The sequence below is a fragment of the Dechloromonas hortensis genome, from assembly GCF_009469765.1.
GTDB classification, from domain to species: Bacteria; Pseudomonadota; Gammaproteobacteria; order Burkholderiales; family Rhodocyclaceae; genus Azonexus; species Azonexus hortensis.
Window position 1 is genome coordinate 13913 of sequence record NZ_SSSQ01000001.1, and the last position, 25855, is coordinate 39767.

General features: G+C 61.6%; 25 protein-coding genes. 1 reads left to right on the forward strand and 24 read right to left on the reverse strand.

Features of this window, described 5'->3' with window-relative positions; translation table 11 throughout:
- Positions 1-6 precede the first annotated feature (6 nt).
- The 24 genes from lpxC to GH663_RS00200 all read right to left on the reverse strand — a co-directional run bounded on the left by lpxC (position 7) and on the right by GH663_RS00200 (position 24965).
- The gene (gene lpxC / locus GH663_RS00085; RefSeq protein ID WP_153129738.1) at positions 7-921 is read right to left on the reverse strand and encodes a UDP-3-O-acyl-N-acetylglucosamine deacetylase; all 915 of its coding nucleotides are present in this window, start codon (positions 919-921) and stop codon (positions 7-9) included.
- Between the two features lie 82 nt (positions 922-1003).
- Entirely contained in the window at positions 1004-2179 is a 1176-nt protein-coding gene (gene ftsZ / locus GH663_RS00090) for a cell division protein FtsZ (RefSeq protein ID WP_153129739.1), read from the reverse strand.
- A gap of 35 nt (positions 2180-2214) precedes the next feature.
- Positions 2215-3444 (reverse strand): cell division protein FtsA, encoded by a 1230-nt coding sequence (gene ftsA / locus GH663_RS00095; protein ID WP_066884764.1) that lies wholly within the window; start codon positions 3442-3444, stop codon positions 2215-2217.
- Positions 3445-3448: 4 nt separating this feature from the next.
- On the reverse strand, positions 3449-4189 hold the full coding sequence (locus GH663_RS00100) for a cell division protein FtsQ/DivIB (RefSeq protein WP_153129740.1): 741 nt from the start codon (positions 4187-4189) through the stop codon (positions 3449-3451).
- An 8-nt stretch (positions 4190-4197) separates the two neighbouring features.
- Complete coding sequence (locus GH663_RS00105; RefSeq protein WP_066884770.1) at positions 4198-5103, reverse strand: D-alanine--D-alanine ligase; 906 nt, start codon at positions 5101-5103, stop codon at positions 4198-4200.
- On the reverse strand, positions 5100-6491 hold the full coding sequence (gene murC, locus GH663_RS00110) for a UDP-N-acetylmuramate--L-alanine ligase (protein ID WP_153129741.1): 1392 nt from the start codon (positions 6489-6491) through the stop codon (positions 5100-5102). Before murC ends, GH663_RS00105 begins: the two co-directional genes overlap by 4 nt.
- Positions 6488-7546 (reverse strand): undecaprenyldiphospho-muramoylpentapeptide beta-N-acetylglucosaminyltransferase, encoded by a 1059-nt coding sequence (gene murG / locus GH663_RS00115; RefSeq protein ID WP_153129742.1) that lies wholly within the window; start codon positions 7544-7546, stop codon positions 6488-6490. Before murG ends, murC begins: the two co-directional genes overlap by 4 nt.
- A complete protein-coding gene (gene ftsW, locus GH663_RS00120; RefSeq protein WP_153129743.1) occupies positions 7543-8706 on the reverse strand; it encodes a putative lipid II flippase FtsW in 1164 nt (387 codons plus the stop codon). Before ftsW ends, murG begins: the two co-directional genes overlap by 4 nt.
- On the reverse strand, positions 8703-10055 hold the full coding sequence (gene murD, locus GH663_RS00125; RefSeq protein ID WP_153129744.1) for a UDP-N-acetylmuramoyl-L-alanine--D-glutamate ligase: 1353 nt from the start codon (positions 10053-10055) through the stop codon (positions 8703-8705). The genes ftsW and murD overlap by 4 nt, the downstream gene beginning before the upstream one ends.
- The gene (gene mraY / locus GH663_RS00130; RefSeq protein WP_153129745.1) at positions 10056-11159 is read right to left on the reverse strand and encodes a phospho-N-acetylmuramoyl-pentapeptide-transferase; all 1104 of its coding nucleotides are present in this window, start codon (positions 11157-11159) and stop codon (positions 10056-10058) included.
- The gene (locus GH663_RS00135) at positions 11159-12529 is read right to left on the reverse strand and encodes a UDP-N-acetylmuramoyl-tripeptide--D-alanyl-D-alanine ligase (protein ID WP_153129746.1); all 1371 of its coding nucleotides are present in this window, start codon (positions 12527-12529) and stop codon (positions 11159-11161) included. The genes mraY and GH663_RS00135 overlap by 1 nt, the downstream gene beginning before the upstream one ends.
- Positions 12526-14010 (reverse strand): UDP-N-acetylmuramoyl-L-alanyl-D-glutamate--2,6-diaminopimelate ligase, encoded by a 1485-nt coding sequence (locus tag GH663_RS00140; protein ID WP_153129747.1) that lies wholly within the window; start codon positions 14008-14010, stop codon positions 12526-12528. Before GH663_RS00140 ends, GH663_RS00135 begins: the two co-directional genes overlap by 4 nt.
- Complete coding sequence (locus tag GH663_RS00145; protein ID WP_153129748.1) at positions 14007-15755, reverse strand: peptidoglycan D,D-transpeptidase FtsI family protein; 1749 nt, start codon at positions 15753-15755, stop codon at positions 14007-14009. Before GH663_RS00145 ends, GH663_RS00140 begins: the two co-directional genes overlap by 4 nt.
- Positions 15755-16033: a cell division protein FtsL gene (gene ftsL / locus GH663_RS00150; RefSeq protein WP_066884794.1), complete on the reverse strand. Its 279-nt coding sequence runs from the start codon at positions 16031-16033 to the stop codon at positions 15755-15757. The genes GH663_RS00145 and ftsL overlap by 1 nt, the downstream gene beginning before the upstream one ends.
- Positions 16033-16959, reverse strand: a complete 927-nt coding sequence (gene rsmH / locus GH663_RS00155; RefSeq protein WP_153129749.1) for a 16S rRNA (cytosine(1402)-N(4))-methyltransferase RsmH — start codon at positions 16957-16959, stop codon at positions 16033-16035. The genes ftsL and rsmH overlap by 1 nt, the downstream gene beginning before the upstream one ends.
- Positions 16956-17402, reverse strand: a complete 447-nt coding sequence (gene mraZ, locus GH663_RS00160; RefSeq protein ID WP_066884799.1) for a division/cell wall cluster transcriptional repressor MraZ — start codon at positions 17400-17402, stop codon at positions 16956-16958. The genes rsmH and mraZ overlap by 4 nt, the downstream gene beginning before the upstream one ends.
- 774 nt (positions 17403-18176) lie before the next feature.
- A complete protein-coding gene (locus tag GH663_RS00165; protein ID WP_153129750.1) occupies positions 18177-18881 on the reverse strand; it encodes a DsbC family protein in 705 nt (234 codons plus the stop codon).
- 9 nt (positions 18882-18890) lie between these two features.
- Positions 18891-20054 carry a UbiH/UbiF family hydroxylase gene (locus GH663_RS00170; protein ID WP_153129751.1) on the reverse strand — a complete coding sequence of 388 codons (1164 nt, stop codon included), beginning with the start codon at positions 20052-20054 and terminating at the stop codon, positions 18891-18893.
- Between the two features lie 38 nt (positions 20055-20092).
- The gene (locus GH663_RS00175; RefSeq protein WP_153129752.1) at positions 20093-20467 is read right to left on the reverse strand and encodes a hypothetical protein; all 375 of its coding nucleotides are present in this window, start codon (positions 20465-20467) and stop codon (positions 20093-20095) included.
- Between the two features lie 57 nt (positions 20468-20524).
- Positions 20525-20824: an HU family DNA-binding protein gene (locus tag GH663_RS00180; protein ID WP_066884810.1), complete on the reverse strand. Its 300-nt coding sequence runs from the start codon at positions 20822-20824 to the stop codon at positions 20525-20527.
- A gap of 223 nt (positions 20825-21047) precedes the next feature.
- The gene (locus GH663_RS00185) at positions 21048-21674 is read right to left on the reverse strand and encodes a NapC/NirT family cytochrome c (protein ID WP_439329134.1); all 627 of its coding nucleotides are present in this window, start codon (positions 21672-21674) and stop codon (positions 21048-21050) included.
- Positions 21675-21680: 6 nt separating this feature from the next.
- Positions 21681-22118 carry a nitrate reductase cytochrome c-type subunit gene (locus GH663_RS00190; RefSeq protein ID WP_066884816.1) on the reverse strand — a complete coding sequence of 146 codons (438 nt, stop codon included), beginning with the start codon at positions 22116-22118 and terminating at the stop codon, positions 21681-21683.
- Between the two features lie 70 nt (positions 22119-22188).
- Positions 22189-24702, reverse strand: a complete 2514-nt coding sequence (napA, locus tag GH663_RS00195; RefSeq protein WP_153129754.1) for a nitrate reductase catalytic subunit NapA — start codon at positions 24700-24702, stop codon at positions 22189-22191.
- On the reverse strand, positions 24699-24965 hold the full coding sequence (locus GH663_RS00200; RefSeq protein WP_066884822.1) for a chaperone NapD: 267 nt from the start codon (positions 24963-24965) through the stop codon (positions 24699-24701). Before GH663_RS00200 ends, napA begins: the two co-directional genes overlap by 4 nt.
- Before the next feature lie 305 nt (positions 24966-25270).
- Between GH663_RS00200 and ahpC the strand changes: the two genes are divergently transcribed.
- Positions 25271-25834, forward strand: a complete 564-nt coding sequence (ahpC, locus tag GH663_RS00205; RefSeq protein ID WP_066884825.1) for an alkyl hydroperoxide reductase subunit C — start codon at positions 25271-25273, stop codon at positions 25832-25834.
- Positions 25835-25855: the final 21 nt, after the last annotated feature.

Below are 25855 nucleotides of genomic sequence, written 5' to 3' on the forward strand. Positions count from 1 at the left end.
GCAATCTTAGGCCGGCTGGTTCAGCCAGCGCGTGACGCCGACCGGGGCATGCTCAGCCTCTTCGAAGCTGGCGAACTCCCAGGATTCCTGGTGATTCAGCAACTCGCGGGCGAGCAGGTTGTTCAGCGCGTGACCGCCCTTGTGCGAAGAATAGGCGGCAAGCAGGGGATGACCGAGCAGGTAGAGGTCGCCGATGGCATCGAGAATCTTGTGTTTGACGAACTCGTCGCCATAACGCAGTCCATCCTGGTTTAGCACGCGGAATTCGTCGAGAACGATGGCGTTTTCCAGACCACCGCCGAGGGCCAGGCCGTTTTCGCGCAGGTATTCGACTTCCTGCATGAAGCCGAAGGTGCGGGCGCGCGCCACTTCACGGGTGTAGGACTGCTCGGCGAAATCGATTTCGGCTTTTTGCGCCGATTTGTCGATGGCCGGATGATTGAAAACGATGGAGAAACTGAGACGGTAGCCGTCGTAAGGCTCGAAGCGCGCCCATTTGTCGCCGTCGCGCACTTCGATCGGCTGGGTGACGCGGATGAATTTCTTGGCCGCATTCTGCTCTTCGATGCCAGCGGACTGGATCAGGAAGACGAACGGGGCAGCCGAGCCGTCGAGGATGGGCACTTCCGGCGCATCCAGATCAACCCAGGCATTGTCGATACCGAGTCCGGCGAAAGCCGACATCAGGTGCTCGATGGTTCCTACCTTGACCCCCTCTTTTTCCAGGCACGAGCACATCCGGGTATCGCCGACCATGAAGGCCTTGGCGGGGATATCCACCGGTTCCGGCAGATCAACGCGGCGAAAGACGATGCCGGTATCCGGAGCGGCCGGACGCAGGGTCATATTGACCTTGACGCCACCATGCAGGCCGACGCCTGAGGCGCGGATAAGGGTCTTGAGCGTGCGTTGCTTTAGCATGCAAGTGCTTGAATAATTTGGGGAGCGGCGCATTGTAACACAATGCACCGCCGCCCTTTTTCAGAGTGAGCCTTTCTTACATTCAGTCCGCCTGCTTGCGCAGGAAGGCCGGAATGTCGTAACGGTCGACACCGCTGTTGGCCAGCGCTTCGACGGTGACGTTGCGCTTGCGCACCACGGCCGGGACATCGGCGATCTGGTTGTAGTCGATGGCCGGCCCGTTCGAGAAGGCGACGGCATCATGCGTACCGGTTGCCTGCAGGACCGGGGTGTTGATGACTTCGAAGGTCTGGCGCTTGGCAACCGCCTGGCCGAGGCCGGTGGCAACCACGGTGACGCGCAGCGCATCGTCCATCAGTTCGTCGTACACGGCACCGAAGATGATGTGCGCGTCTTCGGCCGCGAAGGCCTTGACGGTGTTCATCACTTCATTGACTTCCTTCATCTTCAGGCCGCCCTTGGCGGCCGTAATATTGACCAGCACGCCCTTGGCGCCGGACAGATTGACGCCTTCGAGCAGCGGCGAGGCAACGGCCTGTTCGGCGGCGATGCGGGCGCGGTCGACGCCGGCGGCAGCAGCAGAACCCATCATGGCGCGGCCCATTTCACCCATCACTGTGCGGACGTCTTCGAAGTCGACGTTGACCAGGCCCGGGTAGGTAATGATTTCGGCAATCCCGCCGACGGCATTTTTCAGCACGTCGTCAGCCGCCTTGAAGCAATCGTCGACATCGGCGTCGTCGCCCATGACTTCCATCAGCTTGTCGTTGAGGATGACGATCAGCGAATCGACGTGCTTGGAGAATTCGGCAATACCGGCTTCGGCAGACTTCATCCGCTTGTTGCCTTCGAAGCTGAACGGCTTGGTCACCACGCCGACGGTCAGGATGCCCATTTCGCGGGCAATCTCGGCCACCACCGGAGCAGCGCCGGTACCCGTGCCGCCACCCATGCCGGCCGTGATGAAGGCCATGTGGGCCCCTTCCAGGCTGGCGCGGATTTCGTCGCGATGTTCCTGCGCCGCTTCCTGGCCCTTTTCCGGCTTGGCGCCAGCACCCAGGCCGGTCTTGCCGAGCGACAGCTTGGAGGCTGCGGCATTGCGGCTGAGCGCCTGGGCATCGGTATTGGCGGCGATGAATTCAACGCCGTTCACACCTTCGCGGATCATGTGCTCGATGGCATTGCCACCGGCGCCGCCAACCCCGAACACCTTGATGATCGTGCCCGCCTCTTCGTCTTTCTCGATGATTTCAAACATGACTACCTCCTCTGAAAAAACTGTTCACAAACAAATCAAAAATTCTTGGCAAACCACGACTTCATGCCGTCGAAGACGTCCTTGAAGCCCTGCTTTTCCTGGATCTTCTGGCCGCGCTTACGCTGCGCCTGAGCTTCGAGCAGCAGGCCGAAAGCGGTCGAAAAACGCGGGCTCTGCACGACGTCGGCCAGGCTGCCGCTGTATTTCGGGTTGCCCAGGCGAACCGGCATGTGGAAAATTTCCTCGCCCAGTTCGACCATGCCCGGCATCACGCTGGCGCCGCCGGTTAACACGATGCCGGAGGACAAAACCTCCTCGAAACCGGCCCGGCGCAGTTCGTTCTGGATCAATTCGTAAAGCTCTTCGACGCGCGGCTGGATGACATCGGCCAGCGCGCGGCGGCTCAGCTTGCGGCTCGGACGGTCATCGACGCCGGCGACATCCATGTTCTCGGCGGCGTCAGCCAGTTGCGACAGGGCGCAACCGTATTTGCACTTGATATCCTCGGCCTCGCGGGTCGGCGTACGCAGCGCCATCGCGATGTCGTTGGTAATCTGGTCGCCGGCGATCGGGATCACCGAGGTGTGGCGGATGGCGCCCTGCGTCCACACCGCGATGTCGGTCGTGCCGCCACCGATGTCGATCAGGCAGACGCCTAGATCCTTCTCGTCCTCGGAGAGCACGGCGTAGCTGGAAGCCAGCGGCTGCAGCACCAGGTCATTGACCTCCAGGCCGCAGCGGCGGACACACTTGACGATGTTTTGGGCCGCCGAGACGGCGCCGGTGACGATGTGCGTCTTGACTTCCAGACGCATGCCGCTCATGCCGATCGGCTCGCGAATGCCATCCTGGCCATCGATGACGAATTCCTGGGTGAGGATATGCAGGATTTCCTGGTCAGCCGGAATCGGCATCGCCTTGGCGGTTTCGATGACGCGCTCGACATCGCTCGGCGTCACTTCCTTGTCCTTGATCGCCACCATGCCGTTCGAGTTGAAGCTCTTGATGTGGCTGCCGGCGATGCCCGTATAGACATCCTTCACCTTGCAGTCGGCCATCAGCTCGACTTCCTGCACGACACGGCTGATCGTGTGCACCGTTTCCTCGATATTGACCACGACGCCCTTTTTCAGGCCGCGCGAATCCTGCGAGCCCATGCCGATGACGTTCAAATGGCCTTCCTGATTGATCTCGGCGACCAGCGCGACGATTTTCGACGTCCCGATGTCCAGCCCGACCACCAGATCCTTGTTATCCCTGCTCATATGCTTACTTTCCCTTCCCCTCGGCCGCTGTACGCACCGCGAAACCATTCGGATACCGCAAATCCACCACTGCCGGCCGGACCGCCCGTTTGGCGACCGTTTCCGGATAAACCTCGATAAATCGTTGCAGGCGCACGCCGATCGGCGACTTCGGCTGCTCGCGCCCCATATCCACCAACATGCCGTTCTCCAGCTTCAACTGCCAAGCCAGACGCGGCGACAGGATGAGCTGCACCGGCTTTTCGCTGATCACCTTGAAGCTGCCGACCAGTTCGCCATAACGCTTCAGCACCTCGGCGGCCGTCCCCGGTGGCCCGAACAGCAGCGGCAAGGCGGCCAGTTCCGTTTCGCCGGCCAGCGCCGCAAAAACCTCGCCGTAACTGTTGACCAGTTCGCCCCGAGACTCGCCCCAGCGAGCGACCGGACGATGCTCCTCGACCTTCACTTCCAGGCGGGCCGGCCAGATTCGGCGGACTTCCACCTTGCGCACCCAGGGCAGCTTTTCCAGCGCGCCACGCACGGTTTCCAGATTCAGGCTGAAGAAATTCCCTTTCAGGGCGGCCGGCAATACCTGCTCGACCTCGCCCCGCCGCGTATGGGCCAGCGGCTCGGCAAAAACCACCTGCTGCACCGGCAACGACGGTACGCGCACCAGCCAGACCGCCGCGGCGGCCAGCAACGCGGCCGACGCTGCGAGAATCAGCAGGTCGGCCAGCGCATTCAACAGGTGCGGTTTGTTCCACATTCATCGACTCAGTCGTTGGCAGCCAGTTCGAGCACCCGACGGACCAGTGTCGGGTAGTCCATGCCGGCTACCCGCGCCGCCATCGGCACCAGCGAGTGATCGGTCATGCCGGGCGCCGTATTCACTTCCAGGAAGTAATGATTGCCCTCCTCGTCCATCAGGAAATCGACCCGCCCCCAGCCCCGGCCGCCGAGGATGCGGAAGGCTTCGAGCGCCCCCTTGCGGATTTCCATCTCCTTGGCTTCCGGCAAACCGCAGGGGCACAGGTAACGGGTATCGTCGCGGTTGTATTTGGCTTCGTAGTCGTACCACTCGGTGGCCGGCTCGATCTTGATGATCGGCAGCGCTTCGTCGCCCAGAATGCCGACCGTGTATTCGCCGCCCATGACGCCCTTTTCGGCGATCACCAGCGGGTCGTGGCGGGCCGCTTCGGCGTAGGCCAGATGCAGAGTGTCGTGCGCCTTGACCTTGGTGACGCCGATCGACGAGCCTTCGCGGGCCGGCTTGACGAACAGAGGCAGGCCGAGTTCTTCCTCGATATCGGCAAAATCGGAATCGGCGGTGAGTAGCGCATATTCCGGAATGGCCAGGCCGGCCGCCTGCCACATCAGCTTGGTGCGAAACTTGTCCATCGCCAGCGCCGAGGCCAGCACGCCGGAGCCGGTGTAGGGAATGTGCATGACTTCGAGGGCGCCCTGGATCGTGCCGTCCTCGCCGTGCCGGCCATGCAGCGCGATGAAGGCACGGTCATAGCCCTTCAGCGCATCGAGCGGCTGCTCGGCCGGATCGAAGGCGTGGGCATCGATGCCTTGGCCCAGGAGGGCGGCCAGCACGCGGGAACCGCTATTCAGAGAGACTTCGCGCTCGGCGGAGGTGCCACCGAAAAGAACCGCGACTTTGCCAAAACCGCTCATTGCATATCCACCACTTTGCCGGGCACCGCGCCGATCGAGCCGGCACCCATCGTCAGAACCACGTCGCCATCGCGGGCGACATCCATAATCGTTTGCGGCATGGCCGCAATATCCTCGACAAACACCGGTTCGACCTTGCCGCTAACGCGCAGGGCACGGGCCAGCGAGCGGCCGTCGGCGGCCACAATCGGCGCTTCGCCGGCGGCGTAGATTTCGGCCAGCAACAACGCGTCGACCGTGGACAACACCTTGACGAAGTCCTCGAAGCAGTCGCGCGTCCGCGTGTAGCGGTGCGGCTGGAAAGCCAGCACCAGGCGGCGGCCGGGGAAGGCGCCGCGAGCGGCAGCCAAGGTTGCCGCCATTTCGACCGGGTGATGACCGTAGTCATCGACCAGCGTGAAACTGCCGCCAGTCGGCAAGGCCACTTCGCCATAACGCTGGAAGCGGCGCCCGACCCCCTTGAATTCGGCCAGGGCCTTGATGATCGCGGCATCCGGCACCTGTACTTCGGTCGCCACGGCAATCGCTGCCAGGGCGTTGAGCACGTTGTGCATGCCCGGCGTATTCAGCGTAATCGGCAAGCGGGAAACAGAGCCATTGACGCGGACACAATCGAAGCGCATCTGACCATCGACGGCGACGACGTTTTCCGCATGGAAATTGCAATCCGGGCTCAAGCCGTAGGTAACGATCTGTTTCGCAACGCGCGGCATAATGGCGCGCACGTTGGGATCGTCGCCACAGAGCACGGCCACGCCGTAGAACGGCAGGCGGTTGAGGAATTCGACAAAGGCGCCTTTCAGGCGCTCGAAATCGTGGCCGTAGGTTTCCATGTGGTCGGCATCGATATTGGTGACCACCGAAATGACCGGCGACAGGAACAGGAAGGAGGCATCGGATTCATCGGCCTCGGCCACCAGGAAATCGCCGCTGCCCAGCCGGGCATTCGCCCCGGCGGCATTCAGTCGGCCGCCGATGACGAAAGTCGGGTCGATGCCGCCTTCAGCCAGAATGCTGGCGACCAGGCTGGTCGTCGTCGTCTTGCCATGCGTGCCGGCGATGGCGATGCCGCGCTTCAGACGCATCAACTCGGCCAGCATCTGCGCCCGCGGCACGACCGGAATCTTGCGTTCGCGGGCAGCGACCACTTCAGGATTGTCTTCCTTGACGGCGGTGGAAACGACCACTGCCTCTGCACCGGCGGCATGCTCGGCGGCATGGCCGATCATCACCTTGACCCCCTCAGCCTCCAGGCGACGGGTCGTCGCACTGGCTGCGATGTCGGAACCGCTGACCGTATAGCCCAGGTGGGCTAGCACTTCGGCTATGCCACTCATGCCCGAGCCGCCGACGCCGACGAAGTGGATGTGTTTGACCTTGTGTTTCATTTCGCGCTCTCTGCACAGATATTCGCCACTTCTTCGGTGGCATCGGGCTTGGCCAGGCTGCGGGCGTTTTCGGCCATTTCCAGCAGTTGACCGCGGGAATAGTTGCGGATCAGCGCAATGGCGTCCGCCGTCAGTTCGTTTTGCGGCAACAGGATGGCGCCACCGGCATCGACCAGGAACTTGGCATTGCCGGTCTGGTGGTCGTCCACCGCATGCGGGAAGGGCACCAGGATGCTAGCGACACCGGCCGCCGCCAGTTCGGCAACGGTCAGCGCACCGGCCCGGCAGATCACCAGATCGGCCCATTCGTAGGCGCCGGCCATGTCCTCGATGAAGGAAACGCAGTGCGCCTGGACGCCAACCGCCGCGTAATTGGCCTTCAAGGCCTCGATATGCTTCTCGCCGGCCTGATGGACGATTTGCGGCTGCTGCTCGGCAGTCAGCAAGGCCATGCCCTGCGGCACCATTTCGTTCAGCACCTGGGCTCCCAGGCTGCCGCCGATGACCAGCAGGCGCAAGGCGCCCGTCCGTTCGGCGTAGCGCTCGGCCGGCGGCGCCAGAGCGGCAATTTCCGGCCGCACCGGATTGCCGACCCAGACGCCCTTGTCCAGCACCTCCGGAAAACCGGTGAGGATCTGGTCGGCAACGCCGGCCAGCACACGGTTGGCCAGGCCGGCCACCGAATTCTGTTCATGGACGACCAGCGGCTTGCCGAGCAGCGAGGCCATCATGCCGCCCGGGAAAGTGATGTAGCCGCCCATGCCGAGCACGACTTCCGGTTGCACCTGGCGAATCGCCTTTTGTGCCTGCCAGAAGCCGCGCAGCAGGTTGAACGGCAACAGCAGCTTGCGCAGCAGCCCCTTGCCCCGCAAGGCGCCAAAGTTCAGCCAGACCATCTCGAAACCATGTTGCGGCACCAGGCGCGCTTCCATGCCTTCCGGATTGCCCAGCCAGACAACCTGCCAACCCCGCCCGCGCATTTTTTCGGCGACAGCCAACGCCGGGAAGATGTGACCGCCGGTCCCACCGGCCATGATCAGGATGGTTTTGCTCATAGTTTGCCCCCTCTCATGAGTTGCCTGTTTTCCCAGTCAACCCTCAAGAGAATCGCCAGCGCCACGCAGTTGGCGAAAATACCGGAGCCGCCGAAGCTCATCAGCGGCAGGGTCAGGCCCTTGGTCGGCAGCAGGCCCATGTTGACGCCCATGTTGATGAAGGACTGCACGCCGAACCAGATGCCCATCCCCATGGCGACCAACGCCGGGTAGAGGCGTTCGAGCTGGACGCACTGGCGGCCGATGGCGAAGGCGCGCTGCACGAGCAGTGCGAACAGGGCGATGATGGCCAGCACGCCGAAGAAGCCGAGTTCCTCGGCAATCACGGCGAGCAGGAAGTCGGTGTGCGCTTCCGGCAGATAGAACAGTTTCTCGACGCTGGCCCCGAGGCCGACGCCGAACAGTTCGCCGCGGCCGAAGGCGATCAGCGAATGCGACAACTGGTAGCCGCGACCGAAAGCATCGGCCCACGGGTCCATAAAGCCGAAGACACGGTCGCGGCGATAGGGCGAGACGATGATCATCACCGTGAAGGCGAGCAGCAGGCCGACGATCAGCATGGCGAACAGGCGCGCCTTGAGGCCGCCGAGGAAGAGGATGCCCATGGCAATCGAGATGATGACGACGAAGGCGCCGAAGTCCGGCTCCTTGAGCAGCAGCATGCCGACGATGGCCATGGCGCCGAACATCGGCAGGAAGGCCTGCTTCAGGTCGTGCATGACGTTGATCTTGCGCACGGTGTAGTCGGCGGCGTAGAGCACCGCGAACATCTTCATCAGCTCGGACGGCTGCAGGTTGGCGAAGCCGAGCGGCAGCCAGCGGCGGGCGCCATTGACGTCGCGGCCGATACCGGGAATCAGCACGATGGCGAGCAGAACGACGCCGGCCATGAACAGGTAGGGCGCCGATTTCTGCCACAGCGCCAACGGCACCTGGAAAGCGACCGCCGCCGCAATCAGGCCAATGCACAGGAAAATGCCATGGCGAACCAGATAGTAGGCCGGCTGGTGTCCGGTGAAACGACCGCCTTCGGCAATCGCAATCGATGCCGAATAGACCATCACCATGCCGGAGAAGAGCAGGATCAGCACGCTCCACAGCAGCACGTAGTCGATCTCCGCCACTTGGCGGCGCGGGGCGTCGAGAGCACCGATCATCATGACGACAACCCCTGCACTGCGTCGATGAAGGCTTGGGCGCGGTGGGCGTAGTTCTTGTACATGTCGAGACTGGCGCAGGCCGGTGAGAGCAGCACACAATCGCCGGCTTCGGCATGAGCGGCCAGCCAGCGCACCGCGGCTTCCATGTCGCCGAGGATCCGGGTCGGCACGCCGCTGCCTTCAAGCGCCATGCCAATCGCCGCCGCATCGCGGCCGATCAGGGCGACGGCCCGGCCATGTTTTTCCAGTGCCGGCTTGAGCGGCGAAAAATCCTGCCCCTTGCCGTCGCCGCCGAGCACGATGGCGACCTTGCGGCCCATGCCTTCGATGGCGGCCAGCGTCGCGCCGACATTGGTGCCCTTGGAGTCGTCGACGTAAACCACGCCGCCGATCTCGGCCACCGTTTCGACCCGGTGCGGCAGACCGGCGAATGCCTGCAGTGGTTCGACCAGGCGAGCCGGGGCGACGCCAACCGCTTCGCACAGCGCCAGCGCGGCCATGGCGTTGGCGGCATTGTGCAAACCGGCCAGTTTCAGGCGGTCGACCGCGACCAAGGCCTCTTTTCCGCGGCAGATCATGCCGTCGGCCAGACCGTAATCGATGCCGCGCGGTGCGGCATTTAGGCCGAAAGTGACAATCTTGCGGCCGCAGCGGCCGTTGGCCATCGACCAGTCGTCGTCGCGATTGAGGATCATCGCACCCTTGCCCTGGAAAACGCGCGACTTGGCGGCGGCGTAATTGGCCAGGCTGCCTTCGTAGCGGTCGAGATGGTCTTCCGAAACATTGAGCACGGTGGCGGCGGCGGCATTCAGGTGATGCGTCGTTTCGAGCTGGAAGCTGGACAGTTCGACCACCCAGACTTCCGGCAAAACACCGGCATCCTGCGCATCCATCAGCGCGTCGAGCGCCGACGGCGAGATGTTGCCGCAGGCGATAGCCGGCACGCCGGCCTCGTTCAACAGGTGAGCGGTCAGCGCCGTCGTCGTCGTCTTGCCGTTGCTGCCGGTAATGGCAATGATCTGCGAAGCCGGCACCTGGGCACGAACGCCGGCGGCGAACAGTTCGATTTCCGAGATCACCGGCACGTTCACCGCAGCAATCTGAGGCGTCGCCTTCGGTACGCCCGGCGACAGCGCGAGGCAATCGGCAGCAGCGAAAGTCGATTCGGCAAATGCACCGGCCATCAGTTCGGCACCCGGTGCAACGCGCTGCAGGGCCTCCAGATTCGGCGGGTTGTCGCGCGAATCGGCGACACGGACGCGAGCGCCCTGGCGATGCAGCCATTTGGCCATCGCCAGTCCGGACTCACCGAGTCCGACGACCACAACGCGTTTGCCCCGAAGTTCCATTTAGCGCAGCTTCAACGAAGAGAGACCGATCAACACCAGCATGATGGTGATGATCCAGAAGCGAACGACGACCTGGGTTTCCTTCCAGCCGGTCTGTTCGAAATGGTGATGCAGCGGCGCCATGCGCAGGATGCGCCGGCCCTCGCCGAATTTTTTCTTGGTGTATTTGAAGTAACTGACCTGCAGCATCACCGACAGGGTTTCGACGACGAAGACACCGCCCATGATCAACAGCACGATTTCCTGACGCAGGATGACGGCGACCGTACCGAGCGCAGCGCCCAGGGCGAGCGCTCCGACATCGCCCATGAAGACTTCGGCCGGATAGGCGTTGAACCACAGGAAGCCGAGCCCCGCCCCGGCAATGGCGCCGAGCAGGATGCACAGTTCGCCGGCGCCCGGCACGTAGGGAATCAGCAGGTATTTGGCGTACACCGCATGGCCGGTGACGTAGGCGATCAGCGCGAAGGCGGCGGCGATCATCACGGTCGGCATGATGGCCAGGCCATCCAGGCCGTCGGTCAGGTTCACCGCATTGCTGGTCCCGACGATGACGAAATAGGTCAGCGTGATGAAGCCGACGACACCGAGCGGATAGGCGATGCTCTTGAAGAAAGGCACGATCAGTTCGGTCTGCGCCGATGACTTGGTCGAATAGGCCAGGAACAGCGCGGCGCCGAGGCCGAGCACCGACTGCCAGAAATACTTCCACTTGGCGGAGAGGCCCTTCGGGTCGCGGTAAACGACCTTCTTCCAGTCGTCGTACCAGCCGACGATGCCGTAGCCGAGCGTGACGACCAGCACGGTCCACACGTACTTGTTGGTCAGGTCGCCCCACAACAGCGTTGTGACGCCAATGGCGATCAGGATCAGCACGCCGCCCATGGTCGGCGTTCCCGATTTGACGAGGTGGGTCTGCGGTCCGTCATTGCGCACCGCCTGGCCGATCTTCTTCGCCGCCAGCCAGCGGATGACGCGTGGCCCGGCGGCCAGCGACAGCAGCAGCGCGGTCATCGCGGCAAGCACGGCGCGCAGCGTGATGTAGTTGAAGACGTTGAAGAAGCGCACGTCCTGGGCGAGCCATTGGGCAAGAGCCAGCAGCATCAGTTGTTCTCCTCGGGAGTGGCAGGCGCGGCGAGAGCATCGGCCACCCGCTCCATTTTCATGAAGCGCGAGCCTTTGACGAGGACGGTGGTTTCCGGCCCCAATTCCTTGTCGACCGCAGCAATCAGTTTTTCGACGTTGCAGTAGTGCTTGGCGCCTTCGCCGAAGTTGCGTACCGCCTGCTGCGCGGCATCGCCCAGCGCATAGAGGCGGTCGACGCCCTGGCTCTTGGCGTAACCGCCGATTTCGTCGTGGTACTGGCCGCTGGCCTCACCGATCTCGCCCATGTCACCGAGCACCAGCAGCTTGCGACCGATGGTCGAGGCCAGCACGTCGATACCTGCCCGCACCGAATCCGGGTTGGCATTGTAGGTATCGTCGAGAATCTCGGCCCCCTTGCGCCCGGCGCGCCGCTGCAAGCGGCCCTTGACGCCGGAAAAGGCTTCCAGACCGGCCTGCACGGCCGCCATCGGGACGCCCGCCGCCAGGCAGGCCGCCGCTGCGGCCACCGCATTGCGAGCATTGTGGCGCCCGGGAATGCGCAGGCGAATGAGCGCTTCGCCTTCCGGCGCGTTCAGTTCAAGTTCGGTTTCCAGACCATGCTGGCGCACCTTGCCGTGCACATCGGCGACATGATCGATGGCGAAGGTGCGCACCGTGTGCAAACCGGCCATGCCGCGCCAACGCTCGGCGTAGCAGTCGTCGGCATTGATCACGGCAACACCGCCCGCGGTCAGGCCGGCGAAGATGCTGCCCTTCTCGCGCGCCACTTCGTCCATGTCGCCCATGCCTTCGAGGTGGGCCCGCTGGGCATTGGTCACCAGCGCCACGCTCGGTGCGCCAATCGGCGCTAGATAGGCGATTTCGCCGGGATGGTTCATGCCCAGCTCAATGACGGCGGCGCGATGCGTCGCGTTCAGGCCGAGCAGCGTCAACGGCAGACCGATGTCGTTATTGAAATTGCCGCGCGTCGCCAGTACGTCGCCACCGAACTGGGCGTGCAGGATGGCAGCGATCATTTCTTTGGTCGTCGTCTTGCCATTCGAGCCGGTCACCGCGATTACCGGCAACGTAAAGCTGGCCCGCCAGGCAGCAGCCAAGGCACCGAGAGCGAGGCGCGTATCGCTGACGACAACGGCAGAGACGCCGGCCGGCAGCTTGTCGGCAGCGGCGACCAGGAAGGCGGCTGCGCCGCTGGCCGTGGCCTGGGCAAGGAAATCGTGGGCATCGAAGCGTTCACCGCGCAAGGCAATGAACAACTGGCCGGGGCCAATCGCCCGGGTGTCGGTGGAAACGCCAGTCAGAGCAACATCGGCGCCGAGCAGGCGGCCACCGACGGCATGTGCAACTTGTGAGAGCAGCCAGATCATGCGGCAGACCCCTCCTTGGATTCGGTGCGACGGAGCGTCAGCGCAGCCTGCGCCTGCTCGACATCGGAAAACGGATAACGGACGCCGGCAATTTCCTGGTAAGGCTCGTGGCCCTTCCCGGCGAGCAAAATGACATCACGCGCATCGGCCTCCAGCACGGCTCGCCGAATAGCGGCGGCGCGGTCGGCTTCAACTTCGGCATGGGTCATGCCGGCCAGAATGTCTTCAATGATGGTCAGCGGTTCTTCGCTGCGCGGGTTGTCGCTGGTGACCAGCACGCGGTCGGCTTGGGCTTGGGCCAGGGCGCCCATTTGCGGCCGCTTGCCCTTGTCGCGGTCGCCACCGCAACCGAAGACGATGCACAGGCGACCGCCGCGCGGCGTCGCCACATCGCGCAGCGCGCTCAGTGCATTGGCTAGCGCATCCGGCGTATGGGCATAGTCGACGACGACCAGCGGTTCGCCATTACCACCCAGCCGCTCCATGCGACCCGGCGGCGGCGTCAGTTCGGAGAGGCGGCGCGCCACCTCGGCGGCCGACAAGCCGGTGTCGTGCAGGACAGCGGCCACGGCCAGCAGGTTATGAATATTGTAACGACCGACCAGGCCGGTATCGACGGTGGCCCGGCCATTCGGCACGACCAGTTCGAAACGCTGGCCGAAGGGGGTATCGACCAGTTGCTCGGCGCGGACCAGGGCCGGGAAATCGCGCTTCGGCTCGCCGATGGCGTAACCCAGCACGCGCAGCGCGGTCGTTTCACGAACCAGCTTCTGGCCCAGTTCGTCGTCGAGATTGATGATTGCGGTACGCAGGCGCGGCCAGGCGAACAGCTTTTCCTTGGCCGCGGCATAGGCTTCCATCGTCACGTGGTAATCGAGATGGTCGCGCGTGAAATTGGTGAATACGGCGACATCGACCCGCGCCCCGTTCATCCGCCCTTCCTCGATGCCGATCGAACTGGCTTCGAGGGCGCAGGCGGCGGCGCGCTCGCCGCGGAACTGCGCCAGATAGCGCATCAGGGTCGTCGCTTCCGGCGTCGTGAAGCCGGTCTCGACCAGCGCATCGGGGAAACCTGCGCCCAGGGTGCCGATGATGGCACAGGGCTTCGGGTAGGCCTTGGCCAGGCACTGACTGATTGTCGTCTTGCCGTTGGTGCCGGTAATCGCGATCAGCGACAAGCCTTCGCTTGGATGACCGTAGACGGCATGGGCCAGCGGCCCGGCCAGCGGGCGCAGGGCGCCCACCGGGAAGTTGGCTACGGTCAACGCCGCATTCCAAGCAAAATCGCCGTCCGGCTGCCAGAACACTGCAACGGCACCGCGCCGCAGCGCATCGGCGATATAGAGGCGGCCATCGGCCAGATCGCCCGGATAGGCCAGGAAGAGATCGCCCGGCTGGACCTGGCGGCTATCGTCGGCGACACCGGTCGGCACGATGCCCAAGCTTTCCAGACGGTCGAGGAGTTCGCGCGGCGTGCTCACAGGCGCCCCTTTCCGGCTTCGGCTTCAGCCACCTGCAGCGCGCCATCCGGCGGTACGCCCAGCGTCCGCAAGGCGCCGCCCATGATCTGCGAGAAAGCCGGACCGGCTACGTCGCCACCGTAGTGCGCGCCGCCAGTCGGCTCATCGATCATCACGGCGACCACCAGACGCGGCTCGCTGATCGGCGCCAGGCCGACAAAAGAGGCTATGTACTTGCGGGCGTACACCCCGCCTTCGATCTTGTAGGCCGTACCGGTCTTGCCGCCGACGCGGTAGCCCGGCACGCGCGCCTTCGGGGCCGTACCACCGGGCTGCACGGCCATTTCGAGCATGGCGCGTACTTCGCGCATGGTCTGCGGCGAGAAGACGCGGGTGCCGCGCACCGGACCATCATCGACGCGAGTCAGCGACAGCGGCATCAGTTCGCCGTCGCGGGCAAACACGGTATAGGCCCGGGCCAACTGGACCAGGCTGACCGCAATGCCGTGGCCGTAAGACATCGTCGCCTGTTCGATCGGCCGCCAGTTCTTCCACGGCCGCAGGCGACCATTGACCTCCCCCGGAAAACCGAGGTTGGGCGCCTGGCCGAAACCGATGCTATCGAACATTTCCCACATTTCCTTCGGCGGGAAGCCGAGGGCAATCTTCGCTGTACCGACGTTCGACGACTTCTGGATCACTTCGGCTACGGTCAGGGCGCCATGCGGGTGCGCATCGGAGATCGTCGCCGTACCGATGGTCAGGCGCCCGGGGGCGCAGTTGATCACCGTATCGAAGCGGACCTTGCCCCGCTCCAGCGCCAGCGCCGCCGTAAACGGCTTCATCACCGAACCCGGCTCGAAGGTATCGGTGATGGCACGATTGCGGAGTTGGGCGCCGGAAAGGTGTTGCCGGTTATTCGGGTTGTAGGTCGGCCAATTGGCCAGCGCGAGAATCTCGCCGGTCCGGGCATCGATGACGATGGCCCCCCCGGCTTTGGCATTATTGGTATCGACTGCCGCCTTCAAATGGCTGTAGGCGAGATACTGGATTTTTGAATCGAGCGCCAGGCGGACTTCCTTGCCATCCTGCGGCGGCTTGGTCGCCCCGACATCCTCAACGATGCTACCGCGCCGGTCGCGGATCACCGTCCGGCTGCCGGCATGACCGAGCAAACTTTGCTGGAAGGCCAGTTCGACACCCTCCAGGCCCTTGTCGTCAACCCCGGTGAAGCCGACGATGTGGGCGGTCATGTCGCCAGTCGGGTAATAGCGGCGATATTCCTTTTCCTGATGAACGCCGGGCAGCTTCAGCGCCGCGATGCGGTCGGCCGTTTCCGGGGCCACCTGACGCTTGACGAAAACGAAGGTCTTCTCGGAAGCGATCTTGCCGTCCAATTCGCGCACGCTCATGTCGAGCAGGCCGGCCAGTTGCTGTTTCTGCGGCGCCGCCATCGTCCGCGCATCGCCAGGAATCGCCCAGATCGACTTCATCGGCGTCGACACGGCCAGCATGTCGCCGTTGCGGTCGGTAATCTTGCCGCGCGAGGCGGAAACCTCGATATCACGGCGATAGCGCGAATCGCCCTTTTCCTGCAGAAAATCGTTGTTGATCACCTGCAAATAGAAGCCGCGGGCGACCAGCGCCAGAAAGGCACCCATCAACAGCAGGCCGACCATGCGCGAACGCCAGCCCTGCAGCGCCAGTTGCAGCACCGGGCTTTCGGTAAAGCGATGACCCCGTTGCGGGCGGCGGCGGACGACCATCAGCGCCCCGCTTTCTTGACGGCCGGCGGCACGACACGACCGATGGCATCCGGCGTCACCATATGCAAGCGGTCACGGGCAATTTTTTCGACCCGCGGATGGGTTGCCCAGGTCGACAGTTCAAGTTGCAACTGGCCGTACTCGACATCCAGTTGCCTGGCCCGCTCCTGCTCTCCCTCCAGATCCTGAAAGAGCTTGCGCGCGCGGTGCTGGGAGGTGACCACACCCAGCGCGCAAACCACCACGATCAAGAGAAGGAACATGTTGAAACGGACCATTACAGTTTTTCCGCCACCCGCATCACGGCGCTCCGTGCCCGCGGATTAGCCGCCACTTCAGCCGCAGACGGCTTGAACGGCTTGCCGAGCAGACGCAGTTTCGGCTTCGGCAATTGGTCGGCGCGTAACGGCAAGCCCTTCGGCAAGTCATCGGCGGTCGACTGCGCCCGCATGAAAGTTTTGACGATACGGTCTTCCAGCGAATGAAAGGAGATCACAACCAGTCGGCCACCCGGCTTCAACAGCTCGAGCGCCTGCGGCAGGGCTACCTCCAGCTGGCGGAGCTCTTGATTGATATGAATCCGTAGAGCTTGAAAGCTGCGCGTCGCCGGGTCCTGCCCTGGCTCACGGGTGCGCACGGCCTCGCGTACGATGGCCGCGAACTGACCTGTTGTGACAATAGGTTGTTCGAGCCGAGCAGCCACAACCTTCTTTGCAATCTGGAAAGCAAACCGTTCTTCGCCATAGTTTCTAATAACCTCCGTGATATCCCTTATTTCGGCCCGCGCCAGCCACTCGGCGGCCGTCTCGCCCTGCGTCGTATCCATCCGCATATCGAGCGGCGCGTCGTAGCGAAAGCTGAAGCCGCGCTCCCCGTCGTCGATCTGCGGCGACGACACCCCTACATCAAAAAGAATTCCGTCAACGTCCCGCACCCCGGCCTCGGCCGCGGCCTCGCCGATTTGGCCAAAGGCACGATGGACCAGTTGAAAACGGGAATCATCAATTGCCGCACCCGCCGCAATGGCATAAGGGTCGCGGTCAACGGCCACCAGACGGCCTTTTTCACCAAGTGCCGCGAGAATGCGACGACTGTGGCCGCCACGCCCGAAGGTGGCGTCCATATAAACGCCGTCCGTTTTTACCGCCAGGGATTCAACCGCCTCTTCGAGCAGCACCGTGACGTGGGTGCTACCCGCGGTCACAGCACCAGATCCCCGAAGCCCGGCGGCAGATCGCCGGAAAGCGCCTCCGCAGCCAGATCGTTCTGCTCCTTCCAGCCAGCCTCACTCCAGATTTCAAAGTGACTGCCCATGCCGACCAGATAGACGGTTTTGCCGAGGTTGGCGTAGTCGCGCAATTCGTTGGCGACCAGAATGCGGCCGGCCGAATCGAGTTCTTCGGTCCGGGCATTACCGACCAGTACGCGCTTGATCGAGGCCGCCCGCGGATCGAGGCTGGAAGCCTTGAGAATCTGATCGCGGATCGGCTGCCAGGCCGGCGACGGGTAAAGCAGCAGGCAACGGTGCGGGTGCGCGGTCAGGACGAGCGAACCCTCGGCGGCCGCGAGCAGGGGCTCGCGGTGCCTTGCCGGTATGGCAAGCCGCCCCTTCGCGTCCAGACTGAGTGCTGCAGCCCCTTCAAACATTACCCGTCTCGCTCCCCGTTTACCCACTTTTCAACACGTTTTCCCACTTTAGAACAACAACCCACCTCCGTCAATAGACAAATTGGGAAATTTTTCTTATGCAACAAGGACTTACGCACACTTTTGTCGACGAGCAACCACGGAAATTACCCTTAAAAATCAAAGCGCGGAAATGGACACTTAAAGTGACTTATAAGGATTTGAGGCAAATCAATTGCCTTCCGTTCAGCGCATGCCGTCGTGGTAAAACGACAACTCAAAAACGGGAAAAAACAGTGCTTCCGGGCAGCCGCCGAAAGCTAGATCACGGACAATTGGCTGCCACGCGATTGCACCCCTAGCGCTTGACGCGATGCAGTGATTGATCGGCATAAGACGTCAGCCCATCAGGCGTTTTGCCATGCTCGGCGTAGACTGAAACACCGAGCGAAATCGTGAAACGAATCGAAAAGTTGCCCTACCCAACGGATAGCAACTGGCGCGACAGACTCGCCCCCCCCCTCCCGGCTGGAGCCCACCCAGCGCAAGATGTCGCCAAGGCGAACCTTCAGCACACCGGCCAGATTCAGGGCATTGAGTGCGTCCTGCCGCCTTCTTCTACAGCACGATCGCGAGCAGGGACGCCAGAAACGCGAGCGCCAGCCGCGATGCTGGGGCAAAAATGCGTGGCAAGCCCGAAGCCGCAGAAGAGCAATCTATCACCCGGCCATGCCCGCGGGCTCCACAAATGACAAGGGCGACCTATGGTCGCCCCGGGCTGAAATCAGCGACTAACTATTTAGCCTGATTCAATTTTTGCTCGATCCTCGCCAGCGGCATCGCACCTGGCACCCGCTCCCCATCGATGAAGAACATGGTTGGCGTACCGGTGATGTTGAGTTTGCGCCCAAACTCCTGATTCTTGCCGATTGCCGCAGTGTCGCAATCCTCCTTGGCAGCCGGCGCCCGCCCTTCGATCATCCAGTCATTCCAGGCCTTGGCACGGTCGGCCGCACACCAGATCTGCTTCGACTTGCGGACAGAATCCTCGGACAGGATCGGATAAAGGAAGGTATAGACCGTGACGTTTTCAAGCTTGGCAATATCCTTGGCCAGACGCTTGCAGTAACCACAGTTCGGATCCTCGAAGGTCGCCAGAACGCGCTTGCCATCGCCACGAACCTGCTTGATCGCTCGGTCGAGAGGCAGGTCACCGAACTTGATCGCCGTCAGCTTTTTCATCCGCTCGTCGGTGACATTTTTCATGGTCTTGGCATCGATCAACTGCGCACCGACCATGATGGCGCTCATTTTCTCGTCGGTGTAGAAGATATTGCCGTCGGCGTAAACCTCGTACAGACCGAGATAGCCGGACTTGGCAACACTCTCCACCTTCGCCCCCAATTTGGCCTCCATCCCCTTTCTGATCTCAGCCTCATCGGCCAGGGTTGCTGTACTAAAGAGAAGCCCCATTGAAAGCGATACAAGTTTCACGAACATCCAGTTCTCCTAAAGAGCCCCCAGCGCGTAACGCACCAGGGCATTTTTCATAAAGGGTAAGCCATTGGTCAGATTGAGGCCGGCATTACGCAAGGCACGCAGTCCGGGCGGACTCTCGCGAAACAGGCGTCGCAAGCCGTCAGTCGTTGCCTGCATCAACAACGTTTCTTCCCGGCGCGCCCGTTGGTAGCGACCGAGCAGGCGTTCGTCGCCAATGTCCTGCCAAGGCTGCGTTCCGGCCAGCAAACCAGCCAGCACGCTGGCGTCCTGAAAACCGAGGTTGATACCGTGACCAGACAGCGGATGAATACCATGTGCCGCATCGCCGATCAGCGCCAGCCTCGGCGCAACAGTCTGCGGAACACGCATCAGACGCAGCGGAAATGCGGCGGGCGGGGTCAGCAACTGCAACTGCCCGAGACGATAGCCCCCCGCTTCAGCAACCCGTTCACAGAGTGCTTCCGGAGCCAGCGCACAAAGTTGGTCCGCATGGTCATCGGGAGTGGACCAGACAATGGATATACGGTTCCCGGGCAGGGGCAGGTAAGCCAGAACACCATCATCGCGGAACCATTGATAGGCAATATTGCGATGCGGCGTTTCAACCGAAAAATTGGCCACCAGCCCTTTTTCGTTATACGGGCTATTGATCGCAGCCAGTCCAGCCGCCTGCCGCACCCACGAATCACGACCATCGGCAGCAACCAGCAAACGGGCTGACAATGTCACACCATCGGACAACTTGAGTACGGTCGCATCGTGGCGAAAATCAAGCTGCGCCGGTCGCACCGGGCAGAACAGAGTGAGATTGCTTTGCCGCTTGGCACTCTCCCAGAACTCGCAAGCCATCAATGACGACTCGAGGATCCAGCCCAATTCGGACACACCGGTATCGAACGCCGAAAAATCCAGCTTGCCACCCGCATCGCCAAAAATCTGCATGGCGCGGATCGGGGCCATGCGCGCCGGATCGAGATGCTTCCAGGCGCCAATCGATTCGAGAAAGAGGGCGTTGGCCGGGCTGATCGCATAGATGCGCGCATCCCACCCCTCCGGCTGGCGCGGCGCCTGGGTTTCGACCAGGGCGATCCGCAGGCGGCTATCCCGCAAGGCGATGGCCAGACTGGCTCCAGCCAGGCCGCCGCCGACGATAATCAGATCAAATTGCTGCATGACGGCAATTATGCCGCTTTACCCGAGCGAAAAGTATGTCAGGTAGCGGGATTGCCACCACCGGCACCGCCCGAACCGCCCGACGAGGGTTTGTTCTGACGCGGACGACGGTTGTTGTTATTGGTGTTGGTGCGCGGCCGATGCTTTTTCTGCTGACCAAGGCCACCGCCACCGCCGCCACCGGCTGACTTGCCATGGTGATGACCGCCACCGGCACCACCGCCCATCGGCTCGTTGCCGGAAATGCGGTTGCCGGGCGCCAGTTGAATTTCAAGCTCGATGATTTCGTCCCACTGTTCATCTGTCCTGTCCCGCTCGGGAACGGACAGCAGTTCGCGCAGGCGGCGACGGTTGTCGACAGGCTGCGGGGCGGGCGGAGTAACAGGCGGGTTTTCTGGGTTTGGATTATTCATTGCACAAGTAAAAAGCGGAGCCCGTTTAGTGCGAGCCCCGCATTCGGAGATGCCAGATTATTTCTTCTTGGCAGGAGACTTCTTGGGGGCGACTGCCGCCTTGAAAGCGGTACCGGCAGAGAATTTCGGCACGGTTGTGGCCGGAATTTTCAGCGTAGCGCCGGTCTTGGGATTCTTGCCGGTGCGCGCTGCGCGCTGAGCGGACTTGAATGTGCCGAAACCAACGAGGGTGACAGACTCCCCTTCTGAGACGGTTTTTACAACCGCACCAATAATTGCCGACAACGCCTTATCGGCAGCGGCTTTGGTAATACCAGCTTCTTTTGCAGCAACTTCGACCAGCTCGGATTTATTCATCTAAGTGCCTCCTGTTACCTGTTAGTTAGTAAGAAAACTGGCCGTTGGGACGGCAGCACAATAAAAGTAGCACACCTTGCAGGATTAGTGTTGGCGCGGAAAGCCATATTTCGCGGGGGCAAGGTGAATATTTGTAATTTACATACGTTGACCGCAAGCATACGGCGCAAAAGACAACCCCGGCCTTCAGCCGGGGTTGTCGGGCTCAAATGACAACGCCTAATTACTTGCTTTCATCCTTGGGTTTTTCGCCATGGGAAATCTCCACGGCCCCCTCGTTCTGCTTGCCGATGTGCTGGTCAATTGCCGGCAATTGGTGAGCAATTCCCTTATGACAGTCGATACAGGTCTTGCCTTGATCAAATGCCACCGGATGAGTCCGGGCTGCACGATTGCCCTGTTCCGTATAGTCCATGTAATCGTAACGGTGACAGTTGCGGCATTCGCGGGAATCGGTCGACTTCATGCGATCCCATTCATGCTGCGCCAGTTCGTGCCGCTTCTTGTTGAATTTCTCCGGCGTATCGATGGTACCGAGGATCTTGTGCAGCACTTCGTTCGAAGCCTGGATCTTGCGGATCATCTTCGGCCCCCACTCCTTCGGCACATGGCAGTCGGGGCAGGTGGCGCGAACACCGGTACGGTTCGTATAGTGAATGGTGTTCTGATACTCCTTGAAGACGTTTTCTTCCATCTCGTGGCAGGAAATACAGAACGATTCCTTATTGGTCGCCTCAAGAGCCCAATTGAAGCCCCCCCAGAAGACGATACCGGCAACGAACAACAGCAGCGCGCTGACCAGACCGATCCGCTTGAGCCAAGCGGGCATGTATTTTTCGAGACTCATCATTCCCCCTTAGTTTTTGGTAGCTGGCTTGTAGGTATTTTCCACCAGCGGCTTGGCATCGTACTGCGGCACATGGCACTGCATGCAGAAGTAACGACGCGGCGAGATGTTTTCGTGTTTCTTGTCTTCGCGGTCCAGGTAGTGCGATTTGGCAACCTTGGTCGCCCCAGTTTCTTCAGCGCGCGCCTTCGAATGGCAGTCCATGCACTTGTTGAAATTCTGGGTGATGTTGTAACCCTTGACGCTATGCGGGATCAGCGGCGGCTGTTTCTGGAAATTCCGGGGAATGGTGTCCTTGTCCTTCTCGGGACGGAACATATCGACCTTGGACTCCTGTTCAATCGCGACGTCGCCCCGTTCAGACAACAACTTTTCCTGCGCGCAGGCGCTGCCGACTCCGGAAAGGAGCACGGCAGCAGCCAGGGCCAGAGCAGGGATAAATCTCATGGTTTATTACCTCCGATGGACGGCCGGGACAGCCCGGCCGCTTTTTCGTTATGTGTGAGCGCGATGGCGGTCAGGCCTTGACAACCTTGACGGCGCACTTCTTGTAATCCGTTTCCTTGGAAATCGGGCAAGTCGCGTCCAACGTCAGCTTGTTGATCAGGCGACCGGCATCGAAGAAGGGAACGAAGACCAGGCCACGCGGCGGCTTGTTGCGACCGCGGGTCTCGACGCGCAACTGGATCTCCCCGCGCCGTGAAGCGATCTTGACTTCCATGCCACGCTGCAGGCCACGCGCCTTGGCGTCATCCGGATGCATGAAGACCACGGCATCCGGAAAAGCCTTATACAACTCGGGAACGCGACGGGTCATCGAACCGGTATGCCAGTGCTCGAGCACGCGGCCGGTACACAGCCAGAGGTCGTATTCCTTGTCCGGCGACTCGGCGGGTGGCTGGTAGGGCAGTGCGAAGATGACCGCCTTGCCGTCCTTGTGGCCGTAGAACTTAACGCCCTCGCCCTTCTTGACGTACGGGTCATAGCCCTCACGGAAGCGCCACAGCGTCTCCTTGCCACCAACAACCGGCCAGCGCAGGCCACGCGCCTGGTGGTAGGTTTCAAACGGAGCCAGGTCATGGCCGTGACCACGACCAAAGGCGGCATATTCTTCGAACAAGCCCTTCTGCGGATAGAAACCGAAATGCTTGGCTTCGTCGTTGTCGAAGCCGGGCTGGGTTTCCTTGGCCGGGAACTTGTTGACCACGCCATTCGCGTACAGCGCGTCGAACAGGGTCTTGCCCTTGAGCTTCGGCGCCTTGGCCAGCAATTCGGCAGGCCAAACCTCTTCCATCTTGAAGCGCTTGGAGAACTCCATCAGCTGCCACAAGTCGGAACGAGCCTCGCCTGGAGCACGGACCTGCTGGCGCCAGAACTGGGTACGACGCTCGGCATTGCCAAAGGCACCTTCCTTCTCGACCCACATCGCGGTCGGCAGGATCAGGTCGGCCGCCATACAGGAAACGGTCGGGTACGGGTCGGAAACAACGATGAAGTTGGCCGGGTTACGCCAGCCCGGGAACATTTCCTCGTTGATGTTCGGCCCGGCCTGCATGTTGTTGTTGCACTGCTGCCAGTAGAAATTGACCTTGCCATCCTTCAGAGCGCGCTGCATGGCCACGGCGTGGAAACCGATCTTGTCGGGAATCGTGCCTTCCGGCAGGCCCCACAGCTCTTCGGTGTGCTTGCGGTGTTCCGGGTTGGTGACAACCATGTCGGCCGGCAGGCGGTGTGCGAAAGTACCGACTTCGCGTGCCGTACCGCAGGCGGACGGCTGGCCGGTCAGCGAGAACGGGCTATTGCCCGGCTCGGAGATCTTGCCGGTCAGCAGGTGGATGTTATAGACGAGGTTGTTGGCCCAAGTGCCACGGGTATGCTGATTGAAGCCCATGGTCCAGAACGAGACGACCTTGATCTTCGGGTCGGCATACAGCTCGGCCAGCGCCTTCAGGTCCTTCTCCGGCACGCCGGAGAGCTTGGAAACCTTCTCGACGGTGTATTCGGAAACGAACTTCTTGTACTCGTCGAAGGTAATCGGGTCGGACTTGCCGGTGTCGCCCTTCGGCTTGCCGTCAGCACCGGGATAACCGTTGCTGGTCGCATCTTTTTCCAAAGCATGCGTCGGACGCAGGCCGTAGCCGATGTCGGTCGCGCTCTTCTTGAAATTGATGTTCTTGTCGATGAAGGCCTGATTGACCTTGCCGTTCTGGATGATGTAGTTGGCGACATAATTGAGGATCGCCAGATCGGTCTGCGGCGTAAAGATCATCGGGATGTCGGCCAGCTCATAGGAGCGGTGCTCGTAGGTCGACATCACGGCAACCTTGACCCCCTTGTTCGACAGCTTGCGGTCGGTGATGCGGGTCCACAGGATCGGATGCATTTCCGCCATGTTCGAACCCCACAGCACGAAGGCATCGGCATGCTCGATATCGTCGTAGCAGCCCATCGGCTCGTCGATACCGAAAGTGCGCATGAAGCCGGCAACTGCCGAGGCCATACAGTGACGCGCATTGGGATCGAGGTTGTTGGTGCGGAAGCCAGCCTTCATCAGCTTGGAGGCGGCATAGCCTTCCCACACCGTCCACTGGCCGGAACCAAACATGGCCAGACCGTTCGGGCCCTTGGCCTTGAGCGTCGCCTTGGCCTTTTCTTCCATGATGTCGAAGGCCTGCTTCCAGGAGATCGGCGTGAATTCGCCGTTCTTGTCGTACTTGCCATCCTTCATGCGCAGCATCGGGGAGGTCAGACGATCCTTGCCATACATGATCTTGGAAAGGAAATAACCCTTGATGCAGTTCAGGCCGCGATTGACCGGCGCATCCGGGTCGCCCTGAGTGGCGACCACTTGGCCGCCCTGGGTGCCGACCAGCACGCTGCAACCGGTGCCGCAAAAGCGGCAAGGAGCCTTGTCCCAGCGAATTTCGTCCTTGCCGGTGGCGGCGACCGCACTGGCTCCAGGCATTCCGGCCGCTGATATGGCCGCGGCAACTGCGTTGGCCTTGATGAAATCCCGTCGATTGAGTTTCACGCCTCTACCTCCTCGGTATCTGATTTATCTGATTCATCGTCGCTATATTGATAAACCATGGCTACCGATGCGACGCCGGGGATACCATGCATGGCCGCGTAACTGTCAGCAGCCGAATTCGTGTCGCTATCTTCAATAGTGACGACAAGCTTTCCTTCCGGGCTTTGAGCATGAATCTCGACCCCCGGCATTTTCTGCAACGCCACACAGACCTCTTCGAGACGTATGGGTGCAACATGCAAAATGGCACTGGATATGTTCATCCGGCCCTACCTCCAAAATTACATCGGCCACAAACCGATACGGGACCGTATCTTCCCGATCTGGAAAAGCAAGCAATTGATATGAGTCAACTTCATACCGCTGACCGAATCAACCTACTACCAATAGCAGCCATAACTAGTACTTTCTATCTACGTCATAGCCGGCCACGAGCCAACTATCAAGCCAGGCGGCCATCGATAGCAAATTTCTATACCCGATATTTAAGCAATCAATTAGCCCAATCGACGCCTCGCTCCTAATATGGCGTTGTGTTCAATTTCCAACACCCACTCAGGAGAAAACAATGTCCCTCATCAACACCCAAGTTCAACCGTTCAAGGCCCAGGCTTTCCACAACGGCAAGTTCATCGAAGTCACCGAAGCCAGCCTGAAGGGCAAGTGGTCCGTCGTGATCTTCATGCCGGCCGCCTTCACCTTCAATTGCCCGACCGAAATCGAAGATGCCGCCAACAACTACGCCGCATTCCAGAAGGCTGGCACCGAGGTGTACATCGTCACCACCGACACCCACTTCTCGCACAAGGTCTGGCACGAAACCTCGCCGGCCGTCGGCAAGGCCCAGTTCCCGCTGATCGGCGACCCGACCCACCAGCTGACCCGCGCTTTCGACGTGCATATCGACTCCGAAGGCCTGGCCCTGCGCGGCACCTTCGTGATCAACCCGGATGGCGTGATCAAGACCGTCGAAATCCACTCCAACGAAATCGCCCGTGACATTTCCGAGACCCTGCGCAAGCTGCAGGCCGCTCAGTACACCGCCGCCCACCCGAACGAAGTCTGCCCGGCCAAGTGGCACGAAGGTGATGCCACTCTGGCACCGTCGCTGGACCTGGTGGGCAAGATCTAAACCCGCCGTTTGCCAGGAATT

Excerpts from the sequence above, each read along its gene's own strand:
- GH663_RS00105 (WP_066884770.1), bottom strand. The coding sequence starts at position 5,103 with ATGAGCGGTTTTGGCAAAGTCGCGGTTCTTTTCGGTGGCACCTCCGCC.
- ftsW (WP_153129743.1), bottom strand. The coding sequence starts at position 8,706 with ATGATGATCGGTGCTCTCGACGCCCCGCGCCGCCAAGTGGCGGAGATC.
- GH663_RS00165 (WP_153129750.1), bottom strand. The coding sequence starts at position 18,881 with ATGTTCGTGAAACTTGTATCGCTTTCAATGGGGCTTCTCTTTAGTACA.
- murD (WP_153129744.1), bottom strand. The coding sequence starts at position 10,055 with ATGGAACTTCGGGGCAAACGCGTTGTGGTCGTCGGACTCGGTGAGTCC.
- GH663_RS00175 (WP_153129752.1), bottom strand. The coding sequence starts at position 20,467 with ATGAATAATCCAAACCCAGAAAACCCGCCTGTTACTCCGCCCGCCCCG.
- ftsL (WP_066884794.1), bottom strand. The coding sequence starts at position 16,033 with ATGGTCCGTTTCAACATGTTCCTTCTCTTGATCGTGGTGGTTTGCGCG.
- ahpC (WP_066884825.1), top strand. The coding sequence starts at position 25,271 with ATGTCCCTCATCAACACCCAAGTTCAACCGTTCAAGGCCCAGGCTTTC.
- GH663_RS00145 (WP_153129748.1), bottom strand. The coding sequence starts at position 15,755 with ATGGTCGTCCGCCGCCGCCCGCAACGGGGTCATCGCTTTACCGAAAGC.
- GH663_RS00100 (WP_153129740.1), bottom strand. The coding sequence starts at position 4,189 with ATGTGGAACAAACCGCACCTGTTGAATGCGCTGGCCGACCTGCTGATT.
- GH663_RS00170 (WP_153129751.1), bottom strand. The coding sequence starts at position 20,054 with ATGCAGCAATTTGATCTGATTATCGTCGGCGGCGGCCTGGCTGGAGCC.
- GH663_RS00185 (WP_439329134.1), bottom strand. The coding sequence starts at position 21,674 with ATGATGAGTCTCGAAAAATACATGCCCGCTTGGCTCAAGCGGATCGGT.
- ftsZ (WP_153129739.1), bottom strand. The coding sequence starts at position 2,179 with ATGTTTGAAATCATCGAGAAAGACGAAGAGGCGGGCACGATCATCAAG.
- mraY (WP_153129745.1), bottom strand. The coding sequence starts at position 11,159 with ATGCTGCTGGCTCTTGCCCAATGGCTCGCCCAGGACGTGCGCTTCTTC.
- mraZ (WP_066884799.1), bottom strand. The coding sequence starts at position 17,402 with ATGTTTGAAGGGGCTGCAGCACTCAGTCTGGACGCGAAGGGGCGGCTT.
- ftsA (WP_066884764.1), bottom strand. The coding sequence starts at position 3,444 with ATGAGCAGGGATAACAAGGATCTGGTGGTCGGGCTGGACATCGGGACG.
- murG (WP_153129742.1), bottom strand. The coding sequence starts at position 7,546 with ATGAGCAAAACCATCCTGATCATGGCCGGTGGGACCGGCGGTCACATC.
- murC (WP_153129741.1), bottom strand. The coding sequence starts at position 6,491 with ATGAAACACAAGGTCAAACACATCCACTTCGTCGGCGTCGGCGGCTCG.
- GH663_RS00180 (WP_066884810.1), bottom strand. The coding sequence starts at position 20,824 with ATGAATAAATCCGAGCTGGTCGAAGTTGCTGCAAAAGAAGCTGGTATT.
- GH663_RS00200 (WP_066884822.1), bottom strand. The coding sequence starts at position 24,965 with ATGAACATATCCAGTGCCATTTTGCATGTTGCACCCATACGTCTCGAA.
- lpxC (WP_153129738.1), bottom strand. The coding sequence starts at position 921 with ATGCTAAAGCAACGCACGCTCAAGACCCTTATCCGCGCCTCAGGCGTC.
- GH663_RS00135 (WP_153129746.1), bottom strand. The coding sequence starts at position 12,529 with ATGATCTGGCTGCTCTCACAAGTTGCACATGCCGTCGGTGGCCGCCTG.
- GH663_RS00190 (WP_066884816.1), bottom strand. The coding sequence starts at position 22,118 with ATGAGATTTATCCCTGCTCTGGCCCTGGCTGCTGCCGTGCTCCTTTCC.